Source organism: Kamptonema formosum PCC 10802, from assembly GCF_000332335.1.
Taxonomy (GTDB): Bacteria; Cyanobacteriota; Cyanobacteriia; order Cyanobacteriales; family Oscillatoriaceae; genus Oscillatoria.
Map to the genome: position 1 here is coordinate 2,210,908 of NZ_KB235948.1, position 15,392 is coordinate 2,226,299.

The 15,392-nt window shown below is 54.7% G+C and carries 12 protein-coding genes and 1 pseudogene; 6 read left to right on the forward strand and 7 right to left on the reverse strand.

The features are described 5' to 3' along the window. Positions 1-287 precede the first annotated feature (287 nt). The 3 genes from OSC10802_RS39380 to OSC10802_RS0109445 form a co-directional block, all read right to left on the reverse strand. Positions 288-473 (reverse strand): hypothetical protein, encoded by a 186-nt coding sequence (locus OSC10802_RS39380; RefSeq protein ID WP_017716535.1) that lies wholly within the window; start codon positions 471-473, stop codon positions 288-290. A gap of 641 nt (positions 474-1,114) precedes the next feature. After that, positions 1,115-1,702 carry a DUF1802 family protein gene (locus OSC10802_RS0109440; RefSeq protein ID WP_017716536.1) on the reverse strand — a complete coding sequence of 196 codons (588 nt, stop codon included), beginning with the start codon at positions 1,700-1,702 and terminating at the stop codon, positions 1,115-1,117. Further along, entirely contained in the window at positions 1,695-2,768 is a 1,074-nt protein-coding gene (locus OSC10802_RS0109445) for an FHA domain-containing protein (RefSeq protein ID WP_017716537.1), read from the reverse strand. Before OSC10802_RS0109445 ends, OSC10802_RS0109440 begins: the two co-directional genes overlap by 8 nt. A 215-nt stretch (positions 2,769-2,983) precedes the next feature. Here OSC10802_RS0109445 and OSC10802_RS0109455 point away from each other — a divergent pair, with 215 nt between their 5' ends. The 3 genes from OSC10802_RS0109455 to OSC10802_RS0109470 all read left to right on the forward strand — a co-directional run bounded on the left by OSC10802_RS0109455 (position 2,984) and on the right by OSC10802_RS0109470 (position 9,708). Next, a complete protein-coding gene (locus OSC10802_RS0109455; protein ID WP_026098334.1) occupies positions 2,984-3,943 on the forward strand; it encodes an aldo/keto reductase in 960 nt (319 codons plus the stop codon). A gap of 382 nt (positions 3,944-4,325) precedes the next feature. Beyond that, positions 4,326-7,169 carry a HEAT repeat domain-containing protein gene (locus tag OSC10802_RS39385; protein WP_017716539.1) on the forward strand — a complete coding sequence of 948 codons (2,844 nt, stop codon included), beginning with the start codon at positions 4,326-4,328 and terminating at the stop codon, positions 7,167-7,169. A gap of 649 nt (positions 7,170-7,818) precedes the next feature. Further along, positions 7,819-9,708 (forward strand): tetratricopeptide repeat protein, encoded by a 1,890-nt coding sequence (locus tag OSC10802_RS0109470; RefSeq protein ID WP_017716541.1) that lies wholly within the window; start codon positions 7,819-7,821, stop codon positions 9,706-9,708. Positions 9,709-10,357: 649 nt separating this feature from the next. Here OSC10802_RS0109470 and OSC10802_RS0109480 read toward each other — a convergent pair. Continuing rightward, a complete protein-coding gene (locus OSC10802_RS0109480; protein ID WP_512699225.1) occupies positions 10,358-10,819 on the reverse strand; it encodes a L,D-transpeptidase in 462 nt (153 codons plus the stop codon). Between the two features lie 1,059 nt (positions 10,820-11,878). Here OSC10802_RS0109480 and OSC10802_RS54220 point away from each other — a divergent pair. Beyond that, positions 11,879-12,281, forward strand: a pseudogene (locus tag OSC10802_RS54220) (zinc ribbon domain-containing protein); the annotation flags it as partial. An 18-nt stretch (positions 12,282-12,299) separates the two neighbouring features. Continuing rightward, on the forward strand, positions 12,300-12,944 hold the full coding sequence (locus tag OSC10802_RS49345) for a hypothetical protein (protein WP_155967508.1): 645 nt from the start codon (positions 12,300-12,302) through the stop codon (positions 12,942-12,944). A 190-nt stretch (positions 12,945-13,134) separates the two neighbouring features. On the opposite strand, the gene OSC10802_RS0109505 is transcribed toward OSC10802_RS49345, so the two are convergent. The 3 genes from OSC10802_RS0109505 to OSC10802_RS56380 all read right to left on the reverse strand — a co-directional run bounded on the left by OSC10802_RS0109505 (position 13,135) and on the right by OSC10802_RS56380 (position 14,715). Further along, positions 13,135-13,848 (reverse strand): dienelactone hydrolase family protein, encoded by a 714-nt coding sequence (locus OSC10802_RS0109505; protein ID WP_017716547.1) that lies wholly within the window; start codon positions 13,846-13,848, stop codon positions 13,135-13,137. Between the two features lie 242 nt (positions 13,849-14,090). Next, positions 14,091-14,303, reverse strand: coding sequence for a hypothetical protein (locus OSC10802_RS56375; protein ID WP_369797065.1), 213 nt, complete (start codon positions 14,301-14,303; stop codon positions 14,091-14,093). 127 nt (positions 14,304-14,430) lie between these two features. Next, positions 14,431-14,715, reverse strand: a complete 285-nt coding sequence (locus OSC10802_RS56380; RefSeq protein WP_017716549.1) for a hypothetical protein — start codon at positions 14,713-14,715, stop codon at positions 14,431-14,433. Positions 14,716-14,824: 109 nt separating this feature from the next. Here OSC10802_RS56380 and OSC10802_RS56385 point away from each other — a divergent pair, with 109 nt between their 5' ends. Then, on the forward strand, positions 14,825-15,370 hold the full coding sequence (locus OSC10802_RS56385; protein ID WP_369797115.1) for a PQQ-dependent sugar dehydrogenase: 546 nt from the start codon (positions 14,825-14,827) through the stop codon (positions 15,368-15,370). Positions 15,371-15,392 lie beyond the last annotated feature (22 nt).

The following is a 15,392-nucleotide window of genomic DNA, read 5'->3' on the forward strand; positions in this document are numbered from 1 at the left end:
GATTTAGACGCGCTATATAGCAATTTTGGATTTTAGATGCACCGCCCCTACTGGGATTCCTCAAATGTTTCATCCAAAAATACTTAGGGAACGGACGTAGGACAGGCGTCTCGCCTGTCCCTATCCCTACTAGCATGTGAGATACCTTGTCCTAAACTAACTGCCGATTGCTATACCTTTTCGCGGCGGGCGTCAGATACCGAGAAACCCGGTTTCTTAAAGAAACCGGGTTTCTAAGACCAATGCAAAATCTAAAATCGGGGCATCCAAAATAGGTATGAAATCCGCTATCTTAAAGACACATTTTGCAACTCCTGCGGCGGCGAAGCCAGATTTTCCTTGGGGATGGGAAGTGTGTCCCTCAGCAGCACCGGCACTTCTTGCCAGCAGCCTTGGCAAAACCAGTACAGGCGATTTTGCCGCAGGTGGCGCAGGAGAGGGCGATTGCACCAAGGACACTGATGGATTGACATATTTAATTATCTCCTTTTGAAAAACCGCAGCCGTCCCGCTTCCTGCGGCCCGACTCTTTGGTTCTATTTGCGAGCCCCCCAAAACGCCGGTCTTCTATTAAAAATCCGGGTTAATCAACCGGAATTTTTTGACACAACCCCGGGGTCTTTGCAGGTGCGGGTTCACCCGACAGCCGGTCACATAAGATATTTATAGCGGGCAAGCATCTGGGTGGAGTACAGTCTGGAGAGCCCCCCAAACCCCCCTTAAAAAGGGGGGCTCATTTCTTCCCCACCCTGGGGGGATAGGGGCGGGTCCCCGTGCCCGCCCCGGCTAGGGGGGGATCTAACTGTACTCCACGCAAGTGAGAACTGCTATATAAACCCGCCCCTACTTGACCGTCGCTCTCAGGAGATGGAACTCTCCCAAATAGTGCTGGCAACAGGGCGTTAAACGGCTGCTATCTTTTTAAAATGTGAACTTGAGCCTATTATCTAAAACGCAGGTTATGCCAAGGCTATACTCTGGCTATGGGTTGTTTAAATTTGCTTATTATTTTAATATCCTGCGCAATCCTTTAATATGAAAATTAGTGGCAATCGCTAAAGCCTTTATAAGTAAAAGGCTGCAGCCATCACCACTAATAAAAACTAGCAACTAATCAAGCGGAAATTGTGCGAGTGTTTGCAATGGCCTCGCGGATTTCAGCGCAGCGCCCGGCGTACTCCGCATCGCTCAGGACTGGGGAGGATTCGGCGCTGGCCACCGGCACGGCCAAATCAATCCACGACCGGCAGCCCCCGTATTCCGGGAGGTAGGGAATTTCTTGGGCGGTTGCGAGCCGGTTCGCCCGCAGCAACAGCACATAAAGCGGCTCGCGGCGCTTCCACTTAAGCCGGTCGCTGACAAATTTCTGATTCCAAATGTGGTAAGATAGAAGCGCGGCAACGGCTGACTCGTCGCTGACCGGCAACACATCAGTAATCTCCGCCCAGCTGCCTATGCGAATTGTATCCGGATGCCAGCCGGAGGGCACCGGCGTCACAATGCCTGCATATTCAGGTTTGAGCAAATCCGGCTGCTGGTGTTCGTAAGTGGGGTAGAGCCAAACGTGCGTGCCGGTGACAGTGAAGCGCCCGCCTTCCTCGCGGATGCCGCCTTTGCGCAGCAGGGCGACAGTTTTTCCCTGTTCCAAAGCATCAACAGCAATTGCCCATTCCTTGAGGGCGCGGCTGCCAATATCACTCATAAAAAACAAACTCCCGACTGCCAATTTTAATCGCCGTACCGGCACTCAGCCAGAAAGGTTGGTTGGGGACAAGCCGCTCACCTCCAACAAACGTGCCATTGGAACTGCCCAGATCCACAAGCTGGTATCGGACTCCGGTGTGAGTGCCAGTAATCCTAACAATTTTAGCGTGGTAGCGTGAGGACTTCGGATCTTGCAGCGCCAGGTTATTGTTCGGTTCGCGCCCAATAGTGAAAGGGCTATTATTTATAACGATAATATCTCCGGATGAGCGGTCAGCAAGGCGAGCGGTTGCCGCATCGCCGGCGCTGTCGCTCAGCTGGGTTGGCGCGAGGGAGGGCGCGAGGGAGGGCTGAACAAAAGTGCCTGGTTCCAGCGCCGCCGCATAGGAGGGATCGCTCGATTTATGGGAAATTAGGTTCACCTGCTGCACCGGCGGCGGTGGCAAAACCGGACGCCCCGCCCGACTGATTTCAACTTGCAGTGCGGCGGCGTGTTCCGCTTCCTGACGCGCACTCATGCCCTCCACCTGACGGATCACGCCGCGATTGTCCGGAAACGTGATATCGCTCACCCGCACATCCTCCAGCTCAAAACCCAGAGAGTAGACGGCTGACTTGCCATCGAGCATGTGCTGGCGGAGCAGAACTCGTCCAAATTCTGTCATTTCTACGACAGAAAGCTTACCGATAGCGATTCCCAGCATATCTTTGACCACACCTGTCAGCGCCGCTATCGGGTCAGACAGTTCCAGCGCCACCCGTTGCGGGTTGGCCACCCGGTAGCTGGCATTCAGCGACACATTGACCAAGAATTGGTCGCGGGTGAGCAAGTCTCCCTGGGAAACAATCTCCAGGTTGCGGAGTTTGGTGTCAACCAGAACCAGCTGGCACTGTTCTAGCAAAGGCACAGCAAAGCTGAAATGACGCCCGGGCTCCAGCCTCCGCACGACGTGACCATTTTTGACCAGCAGACCGGCACAGCCTGCTTCGATGAAGTCCATGCTCAACCCGACAAAGCGATCTGGGGTCAGTTTTTGGATCAGAGGGGGGGAGTTGCCAGACATGAGAGTGTGTGGGAGAGTCCTTGGCACAGTGTTCTTATTCAAGGGTAGCAAAACCTGGTGCTTTTGTGCTACAGGGCAGATGTCTTGCCGGCGGAAATAGCCGCTGCCGCCTTATCCGCTGGATTATTTATTATAGCACTCCCCATCTCAGATAGAAAGGCGATTGCCGGCATGCTTATAATATAAGGCGAAACGATAACTGTAAGGAGTTCAGTGTGGGAACACGACCGCTAGGCACGTCTGGTATCGAAATCACGCCTGTAATTATGGGCACTTGGCAAGCCGGCAAATCGATGTGGGTGGGGGTTGAGGATTCGGAAACCATCAAAGCGCTGCGGGAAGCGTTCGATGCCGGCATCACGACGTTTGACACCGCTGCCATCTACGGAGACGGGCACTCAGAGCGGATTGTGGGCGAAGCCCTAGAGCCGGTGCGCGATAAAGTGGTCTACGCCACTAAAGTGTGGTGCGCTAATCTCAAGTACGAGCAAGTGATTGAGGCGTGCGATATTTCTCTGAAAAATCTGAAAACCGACTATATTGATTTGTATCAAATTCACTGGCCGGCTGGTTCCTGGAAAAGTGAGATTGTGCCGGTGGAGGAGACGATGCGGGCGCTGAACGATTTGAAACAGCAAGGGAAAATTCGGGCGATTGGCGTGTCGAATTTTTCTCGCGCCCAGATAGAAGAAGCAGCACAGTATGCGCGGGTAGACAGTTTGCAGCCGCCCTATTCGCTGTTTTGGCGGTCTGTGGAGAAGGAGGCAATGCCGTATTGCATCGAGAATAATATCACAATTCTGGCTTATTCTCCTCTGGCGCAGGGGCTGCTCACCGGCAAATTCGGCCCGGGGCACAAGTTTGAGGAGGGCGATCACCGGGCGATAAATAAGCTGTTTCAGGGCGAGAACTACCAGCGGGCGCTAGCAGCGGTGGACAAACTGCGCCCGATCGCAGACCGGCACCAGTGCAGTTTAGCTCAGCTGGCGCTGGCGTGGTTAATTGCGCAGCCGCAAACTTGTGCGATCGCAGGGGCGAGAAATGCCGAGCAGGCGGTGGGGAATGCCGGTGCGGCTCAGGTGCAGTTGGATGCCGGTGAGCTGGCGGAAATTGATGCCATCGGGCGGAGTGTTACGGATTATTTGGATGACAATCCGGTGATGTGGGAGTTTTGACCTCACCCCCCAGCCCCCTCTCCGCGAGCGGACAGGGGGAGCCGGACTCCTCTCCCCGCCGGTGGGGCGGGGGTTTTCCCTCGTTCCCAGGCTCCTGATGGGAGACGCCTCTTGAGAGGTGCAGCCTCTCCATTCTCCCGAAAGCTCCCCCTGGCCACCTTACCGGCACCCCCCACTCCTAAAACAAGTGCATAAATTTTTTCCCCCTCACCTATTAACGCTTTGTAAGGACTGGAAAGAGCGGAAGGGTTCAGGGTTGCAGTCACGGATATGACTGAGAAACCCGTGCAATCCGCAGAGCCTAGCTATCCTTGCAATATTTAGGATTACCTAGTTTTTTTAGTAGGGCTGAAGTTGTCCATTTAGGGAGGGGATTCTACCCATGAATAAATATAACCGGCAAAAACTCATCGCCGCACTCACCGGCATCGTCCTGTCTCTCACCTCACCGCTGCTGCTGGCTCGCCACGCCTGGGCAAAAGCGCCGGCTGACGCGAAGGTGGCTCCCCAGATCGAGAAGTTGAAAACCGCCGATGAATTCAACCGCGACGAAACTGTTGATAATTTAGCAAAACTTGGAGCGCCGGCTATCCCCACTTTGATAAATGCCTTGCAGTCGGAGAATCTGCAAGTCCGCCAGGGTGCAGCCGTTGCGCTGGGTAAAATCGGCGAGCCGGCTATCCCCGACTTGATAAAAGCGTTGCATTCCAAGAATCAGAGAGTGCGGTGGCATGCTGCTGCTGCTCTGGGGAGCATCGATTATGCGGATGTGGGTGGCGATAAGAAGGATGCGGATGCCGTCATCTCCGCTCTTATCAAGCTACTGAAAGACCCGGATGTGCCAGTGCGCCGGTGTGCCGCTGGGTCACTGTCCCAAATCAGCCAGCAATGGCAGAATAACCAAGTGCCACCGACAGCCAAAGAAGCTATCCCGCAGTTAAGGTCAGCCCTGCAAAACCCTGATGTGAACCTGCGGCGCAGTGCGGCTGTAACTTTGGCGAACATGCGTGCGGAAGCCAAAGATGCTATCCCCGATTTTATAAAAGCTCTGAAAGATCGAGATGCCAAGGTGCGTTTCAGTGCGATTGATGGTCTGGGGCGGATAGGTCTTCCCGCCAAAGATGCTGTCCCCGAATTGAGGGCGCTTCTCAAACAAGACGCGGATCTAAACGTGCGTTTCAATGCAGCTTGGGCTTTGGGGAAAATAGGTGTCACTGCTGCCAGTGCTGTCCCGGACTTGAGGGAGGCTCTGAAAAATGACCCGGAAATACGAGTGCGTTACAATGCGGCTTATGCTCTCGGACTGATTGGTCCTGCTGCCAAAGACGCCATCCCCGACTTGAGAGAGGCTTTGAAAAATCCATATCCCCGAGTGCGTTACAATGCGGCTTATGCTTTTTGGTTTATGGGGACTCCAGCCCTAGACGCTATTCCCGACTTGAGAGCGGCTTTGAAAGACCCAGATCCCAGGGTGTTTAACAATGCAGCTGAAGCTCTGGGTAAAATTGCTGCTAGCCTTCAGGACAGCGCAAATACGCTACCCTTATCCAATTTGGATAAAGCCATATCGGAATTGCAGCCAGCCTTAAAAATTCTAGAAGAAAACCAAGGAAAGTTTTCCGATGAATCAATCGCAAATTTGCGCCGCTACCTGTCAGCTATCAAGGAGCAAAAAAGCCAGCGGCTCTTCAGAAATTCGCTTTTACAGAATCCCTGGTTGTGGGGATCTGGTATGTATCTATTCTCACTGTTCGGACTTTTTGCGGTGCGCCCCATCGGACTGCTAAAAATTTATCAACTCTTGAAACCAATCGGCTTCAAAGTGCCGATTTTGGGCGCAGACGTATCGCTAGGCTTCTTGATTTTTCTGAAATATCACCCCAGAGTTCTGGATGCCTGGGTGGCTTCCCACATCCAAGCGGCTCGCCAGGAATTTCCGAAGCGGGACACAGTGAGCGCTCGCAAAGTTATCGTCCCAGTTCCCGCAGTCCTGGATAACAAAACCATTCCCGACCTCACCGGCAAAGATTTGCGACCCACATTCGCCCAAAAGCGCGGCTGTCTGCTGATCTGGGGGGAAGGGGGAGCCGGCAAAACCAGTCGCGCCTGTCAGATTGCCAAATGGGCGATGTCAGACAGTCCGGAGGAGCGCATTTGCAACCACCGGATGCTGCCGGTGATCATCGAACAGGAGCTAAACTTTAAAGTCGCTGATGGCAAACAGCCTTTCCTAGAAGCCATCCGGGGACAGCTGCAAGACCTGACTGACGAAAAAGAGGCGATTTCGGAAGAACTGCTAGAGCGCTTACTGCTAGAGCGGCGCATCCTGGTTATTGTGGATCGCCTGTCGGAAATGAGCGAGGCGACGCAAGCGGCAATACGGCCAGAAATGCCGGACTTTCCGGTGAATGCTTTGCTCGTTACTTCCCGCCTTGACGAACCGTTGGGTTGCGTCACCAAAACCACAATGAAACCGCTTCGCATTGCCGGCAACCGGCTGTCCTCGTTTATGGAAGGCTATCTGGCCCAGCGAGGTAAACGCGACCTTTTCACCGATGAGGAGTTCTTCAAAGCCTGCATCCAGCTGTCGAGAATGGTGGGAGATAGAAACATCACCGTCCTGCTGACAAAACTCTATGCCGACCAGATGGTCGCCGCTAAGGAAGGCGCGACAGAGGGCGATATTCCTGACAATATCCCCGAACTGATGCTCTATTACTTGAACCAGCTAAACCGCAGCGTGTACGGGGAGAAATTAAGTAACTCGACTCTCCATGAAGATGCCATCACTCTTGCCTGGGAATGCCTGAAGTCTACTTTCCGACCGGCACCGGCAAACCGTGAGGATGCTATAGCCGCTCTCGGTGGAGATAGCGCCGAATCGCGCCTTAAATATCTCGAAGAGAAACTCCGCCTCATTCAAGCTAAGGGGGTCGGACACGATCAAATCAGCTTTTCCCTTGACCCGGTAGCTGAATATCTGGCGGGGTTGCATTTGGTAGAAATGTATGGTAAAGATGAGAGTAAGTGGGTCGATTTTCTCGTGCAGGCAGAGGCGATGCCCGGAGAGCCGGCGGCTATTAAAGGATTCCTTTTAGCAGTGCGGGATTGCTACCTCGCCAAAATTCCGGGAGCGAAAGATACCGATTTCGTGCCGAAGGAACTGAAGCAACTGGGCGAGGGCTCTGGGATGGCTGTTGCAGCGCCGCAGCCGGTGCCGGTGTAATATCTCTCGCCGTGAGTTCAAAAATGCCACCGTTTGTAGTTGGGCTTTAGCCCCACCGTTTGTAGTTGGGCTTTAGCCCCACCGTTTGTAGTTGGGCTTTAGCCCCACCGTTTGTAGTTGGGCTTTAGCCCCACCGTTTGTAGTTGGGCTTTAGCCCCACCGTTTGTAGTTGGGCTTTAGCCCCACCGTTTGTAGTTGGGCTTTAGCCCCACCGTTTGTAGTTGGGCTTTAGCCCAATATTATCTCTATCCTGTAGGGGCGGGGTCACTCAACATATCTGCCGGTCCTAAAGGATAAACTGTTGCCGGTGAGCGCTAAATTTTGCAATTTACGATTAAATAATTTTTCTAAAAAGCGCCGGCAGATCCGTTTTTTTGATATGCTTTCTTGCGGATATAGCGCCTTAATAACCTTCGTGTAAATTGCAGAACCCCGGTTTCTTAAAGAAACCGGGGTTCTGGGCCCCCAGGGGGCGCGCAAATCATTGAGAACTGCTCTATAATGAAATCGTCCCGCCGGCCCCACAAGAAAGCCCTATTTCTGCTTTCCCGCACCGGCGACCGGCTCGATGGCCAACCGAGGCGACAGAACTGATAAGTTAAACTCAAGAAAACCACTACCCACTCAACAGCCGGCTGTACCTCAAACCATGACTGACTCAACCTCACTCCCCGAGCGCTACCTAGCCATTATCGACCAAATCGTCGAAACCACGCTCAAAGGGCAAATCCGCTCCAAAGATCAAGTCTATCAAATGCTAGCCCGAGGCGTCAGCCCGGGCACCGGCGAAATCTTCGAGCGCTGTCTGCAAGACCGGCTCAGCGCCACCGAAAACCAGCTGAAGGCGGAAAAAGACGAATTAAAACAAGCCAGAGCCAACCGCACCCTGCGAGCTCTCAAAACCGTGGAGGGCGAATACGCGCGCTGGCAAAAAGAAAACCGAGTCTCCAGCGCCATCGCATCAGCCGCTCAGCAAATCCTCACCGCCTCACCCGCCGATCGCCTCAGCGCCCTATTGCGAGCCATCGACCCCAACCAGCAGCACCCCCTCACCCTAGAGCAAATACAGCAACTTGCCAAAGCGCTGCACCAGCAACTGCAGCAAATCACCAACCCAGACTTAGAGCGAGACTTGCAGCAACTGCTCGCCGGCATTACCAAAGGACTGGAATCTTGGCACCGGCTCGAACCGCACCTCGTCAGCTGGATTTACGACCAAAGTCAGGGGCAATTAGGATTTGAAGGCGTCCCCGGACAGCGCGGACCTTGGGCGCTGTGGGCGAAACAGGTGAATAGCCCCTTTCCCCAGGCGCTCTTCAACACCATCGCCCTCGATCAATCTATCATAGAACTCGTCTCCCAGCGCTCTGACCTCGACCTCAGCGTCGCCGTCGAACTAGCAGTAGTTTTGCAGTGCTTGCAGCGGGGATTAGTTACCTGGTTTGACCGGCTCGTTTACGACTCCCAAGCCGGCGCAAAACTCTCCATTTCCACCTTTCTTACCTTTGCATTAATTTGGTGCGTGCTGGCGAATGGCTTTAGCGCCGCCGCCAGCCTCAATGGCAGCAACCGCGAGCGTTTGGCCGATGGCTGCTTTCAGCTGACGCTGCAAATTCTTCGCGCCTTTTCCCAGCGCGACTACTTCCCCCTTTACGGGGGGATTTTTGCCTCATTTTCAGGCAGGTATCTCCGGGACACTCTAGATTACTTGAACGAACCCCTGCGGCGAGTCGAAGGCACCCAGGAAAAGGCTAGGATTCTCACGCTTTTAGGCTATTCGCACCGCGCTCAAGGTCTGTACGAGCAAGCGATTTCCTTTCACGAGCAAGCGCTGGATATTGCCCGCAATGCTGGCGACCGCCCCTGCGAAATTGCCAATCTCAATCACCTCAGCCGCACTTTTGTCGCGCAAAAGAATTATGCCGGTGCGATTAATTCCAGTCAGCGGGCGCTGATCCTGGCTCGCCAAACCGGCGACCGCTTGGGAGAGGCAAACGCACTGGCCAATTTGGGCTACAGCGAAGTCTTTCAAGCGCGACAGCTCGAACAGGTTGAACCGGAAGTTTATGAAGCCGCTGTCGGCTATTTGCAGCAAGGTTTGCAGCTATCGGAACGGCTGGGGGACCGGCAGAGCCAAGCTCTGTGCGGCAGCAGTCTCGGCATTGCCTGCGTTCTTTTGGATCAGCCTTCAGCCGCGATTGAATACTTGGTCAAAGGCTGGCAAGCCGCCCAGATTTCTGGCGATTTGTACTTGCAAGGTCTGAATATGGCTTATTTGGCTGAAGCTTACTACAGCCAGCAAGACATAGAAAAAACCGCTCACACCGGCGCTTTGGCGATGTATCTCCTGGAGCAAATTTCTGCTGCTGAGTGGCGCAAATCTGCCGGCTTGCTGACGATTTTGCAAGGTCAAATGGGCGCAGACGCTTTCCAGAAATTATTGGGGCAGCAGCGGGCCAAAATTATTCCGTTCATCGGTGTAGACGGCTATGACTACATCCCGCAACTGCTGGATCAGTACCGCCGGTCGCTGGAATAACCTATAGCAATTTTGGATTTTGGATGCAAGGATTTTGGATTGCAACAATGGCAGGAAAGCCTTTTCAGCTAGAGGAAAAAATACTATAGCAGCAGTCATATTGGGCACGGACATCAGTGGCCTAGGGATAAAAGGCGTAGGACAGGCGTCTCGCCTGTCCTACTGTTCTAACCTAAGTGAATACTGCTATATAAGCTGTTAGGTGTTTAATCTGCTTGCTGGAGAGAGGGGGCAGAGCCGACCTAGCCCCCTACCCAGGCATATCCTGGGAACTGCGGATAGAGAGCGATAGCGCAAATTAAATGCGCAACATTTCGCAAGTTCCGGGTTAATAGTTATTCAGCGTCGGGCCGGCTGCCGGTGGGGGAGCGTCCCCCAAGGGGAGCGCGCCCACTATTTAGATAATGAATTTCCCGGAAAATCTCCCATAAAATTTGCCGGCAGGACATTTGCATGATATAATGTCCTGGAACTGCGGCTTCGGAGGAGCCGGTGCCGGGCAATCAGCAATGCCCAGCGCCCATTGACCAGTGCCCAGCGCTCCCCGGAGTGCCGGAACACCGGCGGCTCAACAAAAGTGCCAGAGGCAGCACCCAAGCTCCGGCACCTTTGGAGGCGCTCGCCAGGGGGCGAGACGCGAGGGTGAAGACTACGGCTCCACCGTGACGGGCGTGCCCACGGCCACCTTTTCAAACAGAGAGAGGATATCCTTATTCAACATCCGGATGCAGCCGTGGGAAGCTGCATATCCCACCGTTTCCTCATTCGGGGTGCCGTGAAACCCAATCACATTCACACCGTCACTCCAAAAACCGATCCACCGAAGTCCCAGGGGATTGTCTGGCCCGGCCTCGATCACCTCTCCTGTGCGAAAATTCTGCCAAGAGGGATTCTCGATTTTTTCCAGAACTTTAAAACTGCCGGTGGGGGTTTCCCAACCGGCCTTCCCAACAGCAATCGGGTAGCTGGCTTCCACCCGGTTGTCCGAGTAGACATAGACGCGGCGCTCACTCAAGCGGATCACCAAACGACGAGTGTCGGGAGTGGGGCTGGCCGGTGGGGCTGTGACCTCACCGGGAAGAAAATTAGAAGGTTCCCCAATCGGAGGCACAGTGGTTTCCTGAATCTGAGGGTTGGCCCCTCCCGGAGTTGCCGCTTGAGGAGTTGGATCTGAGGCTGCAGCCTGCCTCTGAACCGAAAGCAGTAGAATTGCTGCGCACAGAACCATTAAGCTTGGACGCGATTCCCCTCTCACCATTGCTGTCTTCTCTCTATCCCTAGCCAATGACTTGTACAGATATGCTGTCTGGAGTTCACACAACCAGCAGTTGCTTTGTTAAATTTTAATATCACGTCCCCCTGATTAACCGCAATTAGCAGACCGGCCCGTTCGGATGACTTGCGCCCAGTGCCCAGTCCGCCATGCGCTAGCCCTTTCCTGCACGCTGGGTCACAGCTAGCCGCTCCGCACGAGCGGCGCGCCCATGTTAGGGGTTAGGGGTTAGGGGTTGGGAGAAAAGCTGATAACTAACGATGATGCCCTTTTGCGATGATGCCCTTTTGCCCGCTCTCAGAGATATTCTGGGGATTCAACCTGACTTGATATGCCACATGTCCCTATGCTTGGGCATTTTACCTGGAAGTTGTCCCATGTCAACCGCCCTGTTTCCCCACCGGCTTGCTTTGCTGCTCTTAACAGTCAGATTGCAAATATTTATCAGTCAAGCCGATTTAGTTTACAATAGTTTAAGAGAGTCTTAATGTTTTTTCATGCTCCAGTGGGTACAGTATAGCAAGTGCGGAAAGCTCGCTGACTCGCTTTCAGAGTCTGCGGGGCTGCAGAAAAAGCAGGGACGCGACATGTAGTGTCTCCTCACAGCCGGAGTGCCACCGGCAAATTATAGATGCCGGTGGCTCTCGCCTGCAATCAGGGACTGTTAGGATTTGAGAAAAGCTCTGGCTCTCTCAGCGCCAAGCCGCCCTGCAATCAGAAGGACGCAGCGCTTGCCAGCGCTGGGTCAGTTGGCCACAGTATTCTCCAAGGGAGGTAAAATTTAATCCTGGATTTCTTGCGCAATCCTACAAAACGTGATACAATACAGACAGATCTGAGAAATTGACAGAGGCCCCGGTCAGCTCCGAACAGGCAAATCGGGACTTCAATTAGCGCTTGATTTTTCTGCCAACCTTCCTTGACTTCCGACACGGTTGCCAAAGCAAAGCGAAAAATCAGGTCTAAAACGGCGAGAGCGATGCTGAGTAGGCCCACTACCAGTTCAAAAGTTCAAAATGACTTTAAAGCATCAGGCTGAATTGACGGGAACCACGCCCTGTGGATGTCACCGCAGAATTCACCAGCAAGACCTGCATGCAGCAGCCGGCAAATGTCCACACCCGCTTGGGTGGCTCTAAAGTTTTCCACTGTCCTAGCTGCGGATTTACGCGCTTCGCGGGACTGTAACGGTGCTTTTGGGATTTTCCTGAAAGCTTTGCGGGATACCGCCTCTATCACTTTTACCGGTGATAGTGCTATCGTTTCATTGTCCGGGAATACCTCGAATAATGTAGCGTAAATGTATCAGGAGGTTGTAATGCCCAATCAGGGAATGAAAATATTGACAGGCACGACAGTGACACTGTTACTCTCGGCAGTAGCCGTGGGGCCGGCGATGGCGGGCCCATCTGCTGAAGTCGCTCAGCGACAGCAGGTTACCCAGATGAATGGGGCTAAAACCATCCGAGGCACGATCAAAAGTATTGTCGGCGAGGTGGTAAAAGTTCAAGAAGCAAACGGCAATGTCATAGAGCTGCGGCTCTCGAAGCGAGACCAAGGAATCCTGGGGCTGGTGTCCGGGATGGACATTGTAGCCCAGGTGGCCAGCGGGCGTGTGCTTAATATTGCTATGGCTACGGCTGCCTCATCACAAATGGCGAGTTCTACCCGCTCTACCAGCACAAGTTCTGGGAGTAGCTCAAGTTCTGGGAGTAGCTCAAGTTCTGGCAGCAGCACAAATTCTACAACAACTATCACTCGTCCGGCGGCACCACCGGCTCCCAGCATGGCCCCTACCGCTCGTCCGGTACTGCCACCACCAGTACAGCCCGCTCCTGTGGTGCGACCGGTGGCTCCCCCACCGGTAGTACCTGCGGCACGACCAGTGGTTCCTGCCCCAGCAATGAACCCTTCTGTCACCGTGCCACGGGCCACACCCGCGCCGGTGAGAGCTCTTTGGTAAGCCACACAGCACCTTGGCGCAATTAAGTCAAGCCGATTTCACAAAAAAATGCCGTCCTCCGGGACGGCATTCGTGTTGCAGGCAAGGCAGGCCCGGCGTCCCACAGCCTGCAGCGCCACTGCCAGTGCCCACCGCCAATGCGCCCTAAAAACTCCGCTTATTGACTTGCTCAAAAGCCGGCGCGGCGACTTCAGACGCCAGACAGCCCCAAATGCTGCTGAAAAAATTCCAGCGTGCGGCTGTTGGCCACCTGAGCGGCACCCTCGCTGTACGGCACTCCCCCGACGCGGGCAAAAGCGTGGTCAGCCCCCGGATAGCTGTAAACCGTCACCAGCGGGTTGCCACTCAGCGCCGCCCTAATAGTGGCTTGGGCTTCCGGAGGGACAAACCGGTCTTTTTCCGCAATGTGCAGCATCAGCGGCTTTTTAATATTGCCAGCTTCCGCGAGATTGTTTTCAATGGCGACACCGTAATAGCTAACATTGCAGTCCGCATCCGAGCGAGTGGCCATCAAATAAGCCAGCTTCCCGCCCAGACAAAAGCCAACCGTACCAACCCTGCCGGTGCAGGCCGGCATCTCCCTGAGGGCGCTGAGCGTTGCCATTAAGTCCTCAACCCCCCTGTCCTCATCAAAACCTTGATAGAGCTCAATCGCCCTGTCCCACTCCGCCTCAGTTCGGTCAGTTAGCTCGACATTCGGTTCTTGACGCCAGAATAAATCGGGCACAATCGCCACATACCCCGCCTCGGCGTAAGAGTTGGCAATTTGGCGCATGACTTCATTAATGCCGAAAACTTCCTGGATGACGAGGACACCGGCACCCTGACCGGCAGCCGGTATGGCCACATAGGCGCTGAAGCTGCCGCCGTCCGCAGATGCGACCGCAATCTTTTGATTGAGCACGAATCCCTCCCAAAAATGATTTTAGATTTGAGATAGCGTTTCTCAGTTGGATGAACGTGTTTGCCCAGAAACCCGGTTTCTAAAAGAAACCGGGTTTCTCAGTACCTCACTAATATGAGAGACGCAATATTTTGGCCAAACAGGGAGAGCTGAGTGCCGGCATTCTCCCTCCCAAAGCCTGCCCGCGAGGCAGGTGGGGGAGCTTCATATCACTCCGCCATAATGGAATTGTGGAGCCAATTTTACCGCATTGCTGCCATGCAAACCGGGCGCTTTTTCATACTGCAGGCGCTGCTTTTCAGCACCGCCTGCCGCACCAACTCACAGCTAAACAATGCTGCCGGTGAGGGACTTAAGGATGCGCCGGCAACCGCTGCAGCATCCGCAAACAAACAGCTGCGCACCGAACCCCTCTCACCCCAGCCGGTGCGCATCACCCTGGAAAGCTTGCCCAAACCCTACCACAGCAGCAGCCCCTCCAAACCGCCTCAAGTCGTGCCGGTGCCGGCTAACCCCGCCTTGCGCGTCCCAGCCGGCTTCACCGTCAGCGTCTTTGCCGAAGGCTTAAACAAACCCCGGTGGCTAGCCCTCACCCCCACCGGCGACGTGCTGGTGACCGAAACCCCGGAAAACCGGATTCGCCTGCTGCGCAGCGGTGGCGGCACAGGGAGTGCCGGCACCCGCCAAGTCTTTGCCGGTCCGGAAAACGGGCTGGATTTGCCTTTCGGCATGGCATTTGCCGGTGGCTACTTCTTTGTGGGCAACACCGGCGAAGTGCGGCGGTTCCCCTACAAAAATGGCCAGCAGCAAATCGCCGGCACCGGCGAAAAAATCGCCAGCCTTCCCGGAAGAGGGTATAACCAGCACTGGACGCGCAACGTCGCCGTCTCCCCAGATGGCAAGAAACTTTACGTTTCGGTAGGATCTCGCTCCAATGCCGGCCCAGAAGAGCTCCCCCGCGCCGAGCGTGCAAGTGATGAACCCCGACGGGTCAAACCAGCAAACCTTTGCCTCCGGTTTGCGCAACCCCGTCGGGCTGGACTTTCACCCCAAAACCGGCGAACTTTACACCACCGTCAACGAGCGCGACGGTTTGGGGGACGACCTCGTGCCCGATTACCTGACCCGCATTCGCCAGGGGGAATTCTATGGCTGGCCTTACGCCTACTTGACGCCAGACAACCCCGACCCCCGACTGGCGCGCAATGGCGCTAGCGATCGCCCCGATTTGGCCAAGCGCACGCAGCCGGCAGACGTCCTCTTCCAAGCCCACTCAGCGGCTCTGGGGCTTCAGTTTTACGACGGCAAGACCTTCCCAGAAAAATATCGCAACGGTGCCTTTGTGGCGTTTCGCGGCAGCTGGAACCGCAACCAGGGCACCGGCTACAAAATTGTGTTTGTGCCCTTTGACGCTGCCGGTCGTCCCAAAGGCTACTGGGAAGACTTCCTCACCGGCTTTTTGCTCGATCCCGCCGGCCCGACCACTTGGGGCAGGCCAGTCGGGCAAGCTGGTCATGCCTGACGGCAGCCTGCTATTTACCGAC

Bases quoted from the DNA above. Each gene is read 5' to 3' on its own strand.
- OSC10802_RS56385 (WP_369797115.1), top strand. From the start codon at position 14,825: ATGAACCCCGACGGGTCAAACCAGCAAACCTTTGCCTCCGGTTTGCGC.
- OSC10802_RS0109440 (WP_017716536.1), bottom strand. From the start codon at position 1,702: ATGAGTGATATTGGCAGCCGCGCCCTCAAGGAATGGGCAATTGCTGTT.
- OSC10802_RS39385 (WP_017716539.1), top strand. From the start codon at position 4,326: ATGAATAAATATAACCGGCAAAAACTCATCGCCGCACTCACCGGCATC.
- OSC10802_RS0109470 (WP_017716541.1), top strand. From the start codon at position 7,819: ATGACTGACTCAACCTCACTCCCCGAGCGCTACCTAGCCATTATCGAC.
- OSC10802_RS39380 (WP_017716535.1), bottom strand. From the start codon at position 473: ATGTCAATCCATCAGTGTCCTTGGTGCAATCGCCCTCTCCTGCGCCAC.
- OSC10802_RS49345 (WP_155967508.1), top strand. From the start codon at position 12,300: ATGCCCAATCAGGGAATGAAAATATTGACAGGCACGACAGTGACACTG.
- OSC10802_RS0109445 (WP_017716537.1), bottom strand. From the start codon at position 2,768: ATGTCTGGCAACTCCCCCCCTCTGATCCAAAAACTGACCCCAGATCGC.